Source organism: Novosphingobium endophyticum (assembly GCF_014640675.1).
In the GTDB taxonomy this organism is placed as follows: Bacteria; Pseudomonadota; Alphaproteobacteria; order Sphingomonadales; family Sphingomonadaceae; genus Novosphingobium; species Novosphingobium endophyticum.
This window is the reverse complement of the sequence record NZ_BMHK01000074.1, coordinates 1-4,551: the sequence shown is the minus strand read 5'-3', so window position 1 is coordinate 4,551 and position 4,551 is coordinate 1. Positions and strand designations below refer to the sequence as shown.

The 4,551-nt window shown below is 61.3% G+C and carries 6 protein-coding genes and 1 pseudogene; 6 read left to right on the top strand and 1 reads right to left on the bottom strand.

Features of this window, described 5'->3' with window-relative positions; translation table 11 throughout:
- Positions 1-389: 389 nt before the first annotated feature.
- On the bottom strand, positions 390-854 hold the full coding sequence (locus tag IEX32_RS20095; RefSeq protein ID WP_188773311.1) for an Rrf2 family transcriptional regulator: 465 nt from the start codon (positions 852-854) through the stop codon (positions 390-392).
- Positions 855-930: 76 nt separating this feature from the next.
- Here IEX32_RS20095 and IEX32_RS20090 point away from each other — a divergent pair, with 76 nt between their 5' ends.
- The 6 genes and pseudogenes from IEX32_RS20090 to IEX32_RS20065 all read left to right on the top strand — a co-directional run.
- Positions 931-1,398, top strand: a complete 468-nt coding sequence (locus tag IEX32_RS20090) for a group III truncated hemoglobin (protein ID WP_188773310.1) — start codon at positions 931-933, stop codon at positions 1,396-1,398.
- Positions 1,395-2,081, top strand: coding sequence for an alternative oxidase (locus IEX32_RS20085; RefSeq protein ID WP_188773309.1), 687 nt, complete (start codon positions 1,395-1,397; stop codon positions 2,079-2,081). The genes IEX32_RS20090 and IEX32_RS20085 overlap by 4 nt, the downstream gene beginning before the upstream one ends.
- Positions 2,082-2,083: 2 nt before the next feature.
- Positions 2,084-2,359 carry a TehB family protein gene (locus tag IEX32_RS20080; protein WP_188773308.1) on the top strand — a complete coding sequence of 92 codons (276 nt, stop codon included), beginning with the start codon at positions 2,084-2,086 and terminating at the stop codon, positions 2,357-2,359.
- An 82-nt stretch (positions 2,360-2,441) separates the two neighbouring features.
- The gene (gene hmpA / locus IEX32_RS20075) at positions 2,442-3,653 is read left to right on the top strand and encodes an NO-inducible flavohemoprotein (protein ID WP_188773307.1); all 1,212 of its coding nucleotides are present in this window, start codon (positions 2,442-2,444) and stop codon (positions 3,651-3,653) included.
- An 11-nt stretch (positions 3,654-3,664) separates the two neighbouring features.
- Positions 3,665-3,853 (top strand): annotated as a pseudogene (locus IEX32_RS20070) (hypothetical protein); the annotation flags it as partial.
- A 500-nt stretch (positions 3,854-4,353) separates the two neighbouring features.
- The coding region (locus IEX32_RS20065) for a hypothetical protein (RefSeq protein ID WP_188773306.1) at positions 4,354-4,551 on the top strand (198 nt) is incomplete at its 3' end.

Here is a 4,551-nt window from a genome sequence, read left to right as displayed (position 1 = left end):
CCCTCCCGGGTGGCCGGGAATTAATCGGAATGGTGGCCGGCATCATCTCGGAATCCCGGCCGGGATCATTTCGGAATAGTGGCCGGGATCACCTCGGAATCCGCACTCGATGGCAAGGACGCGACAGAGATAGAACCACGCCACCTTTCTTACCCCATCCTGAGGCGGCCCTGTGCCGACTTCGAAGAGAAGCGAGAGCCCCGTAGGATGACATCACGCAAGCAGAACAAAGCAACGAAAGGAACTCGCCTATGCGGTGAAGGATCATTCTTGACTACGGCCGCGATAGAGAAGCCGCCGTTCAGCGATCTGAGGAGGCTCCCTGAAAGTTGCCGTTGGTTCATATGGCGGTGCCGACTCCCCCAAGATCTTCGGGAGCCGGCAAAAGCTCAAATTTCGGTTCTCTCCACCTGATCCCCGATCGAGGTCGTTGGGCCGTTTCCGGCGAGCAGAAATGCCAGATCGCTGCGCTTTCCCATCAAGTCCGCGAGCGAGTACCGATCAAGCACGGCGAGGAATGCGGATACGGCTTCCTTGAGCACGCCCGTCATCCCGCAAGCAGGGGCAATCACACAGCTTCCGCAATCGACCAGATCGAAGCCCTCTTCGGTATGGCGGACGAGGACTCCAATGTTGATTTCGCCGGGCGGCTTGCCGAGGCGAATGCCGCCGCCGCGCCCGCGGGTACTTTCGACATAGCCTGATCGCGCCAGGTCGTTGACGACTTTCATGAGGTGATTTTGCGAGATGCGGTAGGCCTGCGCGATCTCGGCGATCGAGCACAGGCGATCGGGCCGGGCTGCAAGATAGAGCAGCACGCGCATCGAATAATCCGTGAACAGCGTCAGCTTCATTCTCGCTCCTGCGTCCCGCCATCGGCTCATCGCAATAATATGCATTTTCATTGCATCTTTCAAATGTTCGTTATAGATGCATCTGCAATACATGATTGGAGCACGAGTCTTGAACCCCGCTGCAGACATCGACGAAGCAGATCTCGCACGTGTGGTGGATGCCTTCTACGCCCGCATTCGCGCGGACGCTGAACTCGGTCCGATTTTCAACCAGGCCATAGATGACTGGCCCGGCCATCTGACGAAGCTGACCGCCTTCTGGTCGTCGGTGATGCTGACGAGTGGCCGCTACAAGGGGCAGCCCGTTCCCGCTCATCTGAAACACAAGGACCGGATAACGCCGGCGCTGTTCGACCGCTGGCTCAGCTTGTGGAAGCAGACCACCGACGAGGTGATGGCGCCGGACGCGGCCCTCGCCCTCCAGTCCAAAGCATTGCGGATCGCCGAAAGCTTGAAGCTTGCCATGTTTTTCCGGCTTGACCGCCGGACTGAACCCCGGCCCGCCCGAGAGACGGACCGTCTCCAGAGGAGTGCCCACTCGTGACTGATATTCCGCTCGTCGATCTCGGCGTCCATCACGCTCCGCGGGACATGCGCGACAGGATCGCGCTCGGCTTCACCAGGACGCTGCGCTTCTGCGCCGATACCTTCTTCGCCAAGCGCTATGGTCACCGCGCCATTGTCCTCGAGACCGTGGCGGCGGTGCCAGGCATGGTCGGCGCCACCATCAATCATCTCAAATGCCTGCGCTGCATGTGCGACGACAAGGGCTGGATCCGCACCCTCATGGAAGAGGCGGAAAACGAGCGCATGCACCTCATGACCTTCATCGAGGTGGCACAGCCGACGCTGTTCGAGCGCCTGGTCGTCCTTGCGGTACAGTGGGTCTTTTACCTGACCTTCTTCGGGCTTTATCTGGTGAGTCCCCGGACCGCGCATCGCATCGTCGGCTACTTCGAGGAAGAGGCTGTCATCAGCTACACCCTCTACTTGAAGGAGATCGACGAGGGGCGCAGTCCCAATGTTCCGGCTCCTGCTATCGCGCGACGCTACTGGAAGCTTCCGGACGATGCGATGCTGCGCGATGTGGTTCTCGCGGTCCGCGCAGACGAAGCGCATCACCGCGATGTCAATCATGGTTTCGCCAGCGAGCTTGCGGGGATTGAACCGGTGGCCAGGGTCGCGCCTTATCCCGAACACGCCGACGACATTCGCGCGGCGGCCTGATCATGGCGGATATCAGGCCCTATCGTTCCACGCCGGTGTTCGATCAGGATACGCTTCCCGCGGCCCTGCGTGCCCGTCACGATACCAAGGCGGGCGTCTGGGGCGTGGTCCGGGTTATCGAAGGTGAACTCAGGCTCACCTACCTCGATCCGCCTTCGGAAATCGTCCTGACATCAGACAGGCCGGGCCTCATCCTCCCGCAGCAGCCGCATTTCGTGACGCCGCTTGGACCGATGAAGATGCAGGTCGATTTTTACGACCAGCCTCCAGAGGGCTGACGCCCGGCAGCAATCCCACTTCACCCAGTTCCAACGCAGGGATCCCACGTGCCCCGCTGGACAATCATCATAGGAGATTTTGATGACGCAGCCGCTTAGCGACCAGACCATCGCGCTCGTCAAGGCAACCGTTCCGGCATTGGAAGCCCACGGCCTGGATATTGTGCATGAGATGTATTCCCGGATGTTTCAAAATCCGGACATCCGCGACCTCTTCAATCAATCGCACCATGGCGATGCCGGCTCGCAGCCGCGTGCACTCACGGGCGCCATCCTCGCCTATGCAAGCAATATCGAAAATCTTGGCGCCCTTGCGCCTGCGGTCGAGCGGATCGCGCAAAAGCATGTGGGTCTGCAGATCCTCCCCGAACACTATCCGCACGTCGCCGAGGCACTGCTGGGCGCGATCAAGGCCGTCCTGGGAGATGCCGCGACCGACGAGATCCTGGCGGCATGGGGTGAAGCCTATTGGTTCCTTGCCAACATCCTGATTGCGCGTGAAGACCGGGTCTACACCGCACAGAAGGATGCGACCGGAGGATGGAATGGATGGCGCGACTTTCGCGTCGAGAGGGTCGTGCGAGAAAGCAGCGTCATCAACTCCTATATTCTTAGCCCAGTCGACGGGGGCCCCGTGATGGCACACAAACCCGGCCAGTATCTGACATTCTGGTTCGAAATCCCCGGCCACCCTCCGGTCAAGCGCAACTACTCGATTTCCGCGGCGCCGAATGGTGAGACCTACCGGATTTCGGTCAAGCGCGAACCTCAGGGTCTGGCATCGGGCTGGCTCCACGATGAGGCCAAGCAGGGGACCATTCTCAAGGTTGCGGCGCCGGCCGGCGAATTCTTCCTGGCAGATCGCAGCGAACGGCCGGTGGTGCTGCTTTCCGGCGGTGTCGGGCTGACGCCCATGGTGGCGATGCTCGAAGCACTGGTGGAAGATGGAGCCGATGTCCCGGTGCATTACGTTCATGGCACTCATGATCGGCAAACGCACGCCATGCGCGATCACGTGCGCGCGACGGCGGCCAGGGGCAAAGCCGTGAAGGTTATCGACTTCCACCAGACCCCGCTGGCGGATGAGGTGGAAGGCCGTGACTATGATGCGGCCGGCATCATCACGGACGAGTGGCTGGTTGCCAACACGCCGGTGAACGAAGCCACGTACTATATCTGCGGACCGCGCCCGTTCCTGCGCCATGCGGTCTCGACCCTCTCGCTGGCGGGCGTGCCATCGGATCGCATTCACTACGAGTTCTTCGGTCCTGCCGACGAACTGCTTGCAGCCTGAGAGATGGGTCGATGGACGACATCACAATCGCGCGAGCGATTCACGTCCTGGCGGTCCTTCTCTGGATCGGAGGCGTGGCGTTCGTAACGCTCGTGGTGATGCCGTCCATTCGCGGCAGTACCCTCCCGAAAGCGTGGCTCGACGCCTTCCATCGGTTGGAAGAACGCTTCGCCTGGCAGGCGCGGGTCTGGGTTCTGCTGACCGTGCCAAACCCGGGAGCGAGCTCTGCTAACTGCGGGCGTAGAGGACTGACTGTTGGCTGCGGCGCGGCTTTGTAAAAGAAGCTGAAAGGTGTTTTCCTGACCGCGGCGTCGGCGCCACGCGCGGCTCCGATCAAGAAGGGATCAACAATGCTGTTGGAAGATTGTGCCGGATTGCCCAGCGGCGAAGGCCGAGCGCCCGGGCGCCGCGGCGTTTCACCTCTCGGGGTCGGCTTCGCGGCCGTGGCAGCTGGGAGCCTGCTGTGTGCATCGCCTGCTGCCGGGGCGCCGGCGGCCCCAGGCGAGGACCGGCAGCCAGCCGCTGTGACCGAGTGCAAGACCGAGCCGCCTTCCACAATGATCGCGCGGGCCGAAATAGAGCCACGGCTGATCGTCGACGAAGATTGCGTCGATCCGTATTTCAACGCCAGCAACTTCGTGGTCACCAGCACAATNCCATCCCCTATACCGAGATCAAGGGTTACTTCCGGGCACGCGATGTGAACGCCGATCCTCTGCCGGCCGGCGTTGCCGACAGCCCGACCCTGAGGCAGCAGGATTACGTGTTCCGGATTCCCGACAAAAGGTTCTTCCGCAACCGCGCCATGCAGATACAGCATCCGGTCACTGCGAACAGCATCGTCGACAACCGGCTGGCTTTCACCAACGGCGCCATGTCCGTGAACCACGTCAACGCA

What these genes read in the sequence shown, in the direction of transcription:
- IEX32_RS20095 (WP_188773311.1), bottom strand. Translation starts at nt 854, where the DNA reads ATGAAGCTGACGCTGTTCACGGATTATTCGATGCGCGTGCTGCTCTAT.
- IEX32_RS20090 (WP_188773310.1), top strand. Translation starts at nt 931, where the DNA reads ATGCATCTGCAATACATGATTGGAGCACGAGTCTTGAACCCCGCTGCA.
- IEX32_RS20080 (WP_188773308.1), top strand. Translation starts at nt 2,084, where the DNA reads ATGGCGGATATCAGGCCCTATCGTTCCACGCCGGTGTTCGATCAGGAT.
- hmpA (WP_188773307.1), top strand. Translation starts at nt 2,442, where the DNA reads ATGACGCAGCCGCTTAGCGACCAGACCATCGCGCTCGTCAAGGCAACC.